The following is a 2763-nucleotide window of genomic DNA, read 5'->3' as shown; positions in this document are numbered from 1 at the left end:
CGCCCGCCCTCCCCGAAACGCCCCTGGAGGTGGCACTCGTGCCCAGGCCGCTCATCGGCATCACCACCTACGTGGAGGAATCCACCCGCTTCAGGGTGTGGGACGTCCCGACGTCCCTCGTGCCCTCCGGGTACTACGAACTCGTCCAGGCGGCGGGCGGCGCGGCCGTGCTGCTCCCGCCGGACGAACCCGGGACCGCGGCGGAGGTGTTGAGCCGGGTGGACGGCCTGGTCGTCGCCGGCGGCCCCGACCTGGACCCGGTCCGTTACGGGGCCGAGCGGGACCCGCGTACGGGACCGCCGGCGACGCAGCGGGACGAGTGGGAGCTCGCCCTCGTCGGGGCCGCCCTCGCGGCGGGCCGCCCGCTGCTCGGCATCTGCCGGGGCATGCAGGCGCTGAACGTGGCGCTCGGCGGCACGCTGGTCCAGCACATCGACGGCCACGTCGACGCCCCGGGCGTCATGTCCTGGCATCCGGTCCGCCCGGTCGCCGGCACCCGGTACGCGGACCTGGTCCCGGAGGAGGCGGAGGTGCCGACGTACCACCACCAGGCGGTGGAGCGGCTGGGCCGCGGCCTGATCGCCTCCGCCCACGCGGTGGACGGCACGGTCGAGGCGATCGAGCTGCCCGACCCCGACCGCTGGGTGGTGGGCGTGCAGTGGCACCCGGAGCGGGACAAGGACACCCGCGTCCTGGAGGCCCTGGTCGCCGCGGCGGCCGCACACAGCCCGGCCCCCGCCCGGTGACCGGTCCGGCCCGCCGGACGGCGCCGACGTGCGGGGCGTCCGGCGGGTCGGAACACTGGAGGCATGACGAACAAGGCAGTCCTGGAGGGCGGACCGGCCGACCTGCCCGAGCGGGTCGTCGAGGCTCCCGCCCCCGGCGAGGACGTGAAGATCCAGCACCGCGGAGGGTACGAGCACTTCCGGGCCACGGAGCGGCAGCAGGACGGTCCCCAGGGCCGGCTGCCCGTGTTCGAGTGGTGGGAACGGACCGAGATCGCCGAATGACGAGGCATGCCATGACACACACCGCGGAATGGAAGGTCGGTGTCTCGCTGACCGAGGAGGGCGGGACCACCCGCGCCCGGGCCGTCCTGGACACCGGTACCACACAGCTCGTCGGCCGCGGCTCGGCCCGCTGCAACCCCGAGGACGTGGAGGTGCCGGCCATCGGCGACGAGCTCGCCGCGAGCCGGGCCATGCGGGACCTCGCCGGCCAGCTGATGCGTGCCGCCGACCGCGACCTGGCGTCGATGGGCGCCGTCCCCGAGCCGCCCCGCACCTCCTACGGCTGGCCCCAGGACGCCGAAGACCCCACCCGCCGCGGCCGCTGACCCCGCGCGCCGCGAAGTCCGGCCCCGCCGCGGCTGCCGCGCAGCCCCCGCGCTGCGGCCCGGCCGGAGACTGCTCGCACCGTTCTCCGCGCCCCTGACGTGCTCGCGCCCGTTCTCCGGGTGCGGGCCCGTTGGCGCTCGTCGCGCAGCTCCCCGCGCCCCTGCGCGACCGCACCCAGGCACCGGCCCAAGCCCCGGCAGGGTGCGGGGAACTGCGCGAGAAACCACAGCCGGCCGGCCCGCACGCGAAGAACCGGCGGAAGCCGAGTCAGGGGCGCGGGGAACCGCGCGACCGGCCACCCGCCGGCCCGCGGCCGGAGAGCCGACGGGGGCCTACGCCCTGACGCGGGTCAGGGACAGCAGGTCCCTGGCCGGCCCGGCCGGCCGGGCCCCCGCCGGCCACACGGCCCGCAAGGCCCGCCCCAACGCCGCCCCGGACACGGGAACCTCCACCAGCCGCCGCGCGGCCAGCTCGTCCCCCACCGCCAGCTCCGACAGCACGCAGGGCCCCGCCCCGCTCACCGCCGCCGCCTTGACGGCCGTCGTCGACGCGAGTTCCAGCAGCGGCGCCGCAAGCCCCCCGCTCCCGACGAGCGCCCCGTCCAGCACCTGCCGGGTCCCCGACCCCCGCTCCCGCAGGATCAGGGGGGTGGAGGCCAGCTCGGCCGCGGTGACCGGCCCGGCGCGGCGCGCCCACGGGTGAGCGGGGGCGACGGCCACCACCAGCCGGTCCTGTGCGATCACCACCGAGTCCAGCCCCTCCGCAACGGTGAGCCCCTCCACGAAGCCCAGGTCCGCCTCGTGCGCGAGCACCCGATGCGCCACCACCGCCGAGTTCCCGGCGTGCAGGGACACCGCCGTGCCGGGCCGCTGGCCGCGCAGGGCGATCAGCCAGCCCGGCAGCAGGTATTCGGCGATGGTCATGCTGGCGGCGACCCGCAGCCGGGAGTCCCGCTGCCCGCGCAGCGCCTGCGCGCCCGCGTCGAAGGCCTCTGCGGCCTCGACGACCCGCCGCGCCCAGTCCGTGACGAGCGCGCCTTCCGCCGTCAGCGTGGATCCCCGCGGCGAGCGGTCGACGAGCGCGACGCCGAGCCGGGTCTCCATGGCCCGGATGCGGCTGCTCGCCGCGGGCTGGGTGATGCCCATCCGCTTGGCCGCCCCGCTCAGGCTGCCGACCCGGGCGACCTCGAGCAGCAGTTCCAGTGCGCCCAGATCCGGCACCCGGTGCACCAGCGGAATCCACTCCTCATTACCCATAAAGTCAGTTTATGGCCTCATAGAAGTGCGGCCCCTGCCGCCCGGACCGCCCCGCGACGACGCTGGGCCCATGGCCACCACCCTCGTGCGACCCCACGAAGACCCCTCCCGGAGCGCCGGGACGGCCCACAAGGCCGGCACCGCGCTCCCGACCTGTCTCTTATACACAA

Annotated in this window: 4 protein-coding genes; 3 read left to right on the top strand and 1 reads right to left on the bottom strand. The window is 76.3% G+C overall.

Annotation, left to right across the window (positions count from 1 at the left end; genetic code table 11):
- Positions 1–38 precede the first annotated feature (38 nt).
- The 3 genes from HYE82_RS35700 to HYE82_RS35690 all read left to right on the top strand — a co-directional run bounded on the left by HYE82_RS35700 (position 39) and on the right by HYE82_RS35690 (position 1336).
- Entirely contained in the window at positions 39–746 is a 708-nt protein-coding gene (locus tag HYE82_RS35700) for a gamma-glutamyl-gamma-aminobutyrate hydrolase family protein (protein WP_179178384.1), read from the top strand.
- Positions 747–809: 63 nt separating this feature from the next.
- The gene (locus tag HYE82_RS35695) at positions 810–1010 is read left to right on the top strand and encodes a DUF5988 family protein (RefSeq protein ID WP_179178383.1); all 201 of its coding nucleotides are present in this window, start codon (positions 810–812) and stop codon (positions 1008–1010) included.
- A gap of 11 nt (positions 1011–1021) precedes the next feature.
- Positions 1022–1336, top strand: a complete 315-nt coding sequence (locus HYE82_RS35690; protein WP_179178382.1) for a DUF1876 domain-containing protein — start codon at positions 1022–1024, stop codon at positions 1334–1336.
- Positions 1337–1669: 333 nt separating this feature from the next.
- Here the strand turns inward: HYE82_RS35690 and HYE82_RS35685 are convergent, their stop codons facing one another.
- A complete protein-coding gene (locus HYE82_RS35685; RefSeq protein ID WP_179178381.1) occupies positions 1670–2593 on the bottom strand; it encodes a LysR family transcriptional regulator in 924 nt (307 codons plus the stop codon).
- Positions 2594–2763: the final 170 nt, after the last annotated feature.

Source organism: Streptomyces sp. BR123, from assembly GCF_013401435.1.
GTDB lineage: Bacteria > Actinomycetota > Actinomycetes > Streptomycetales > Streptomycetaceae > Streptomyces.
This window is presented reverse-complemented; position numbering and strand designations above follow the sequence as displayed.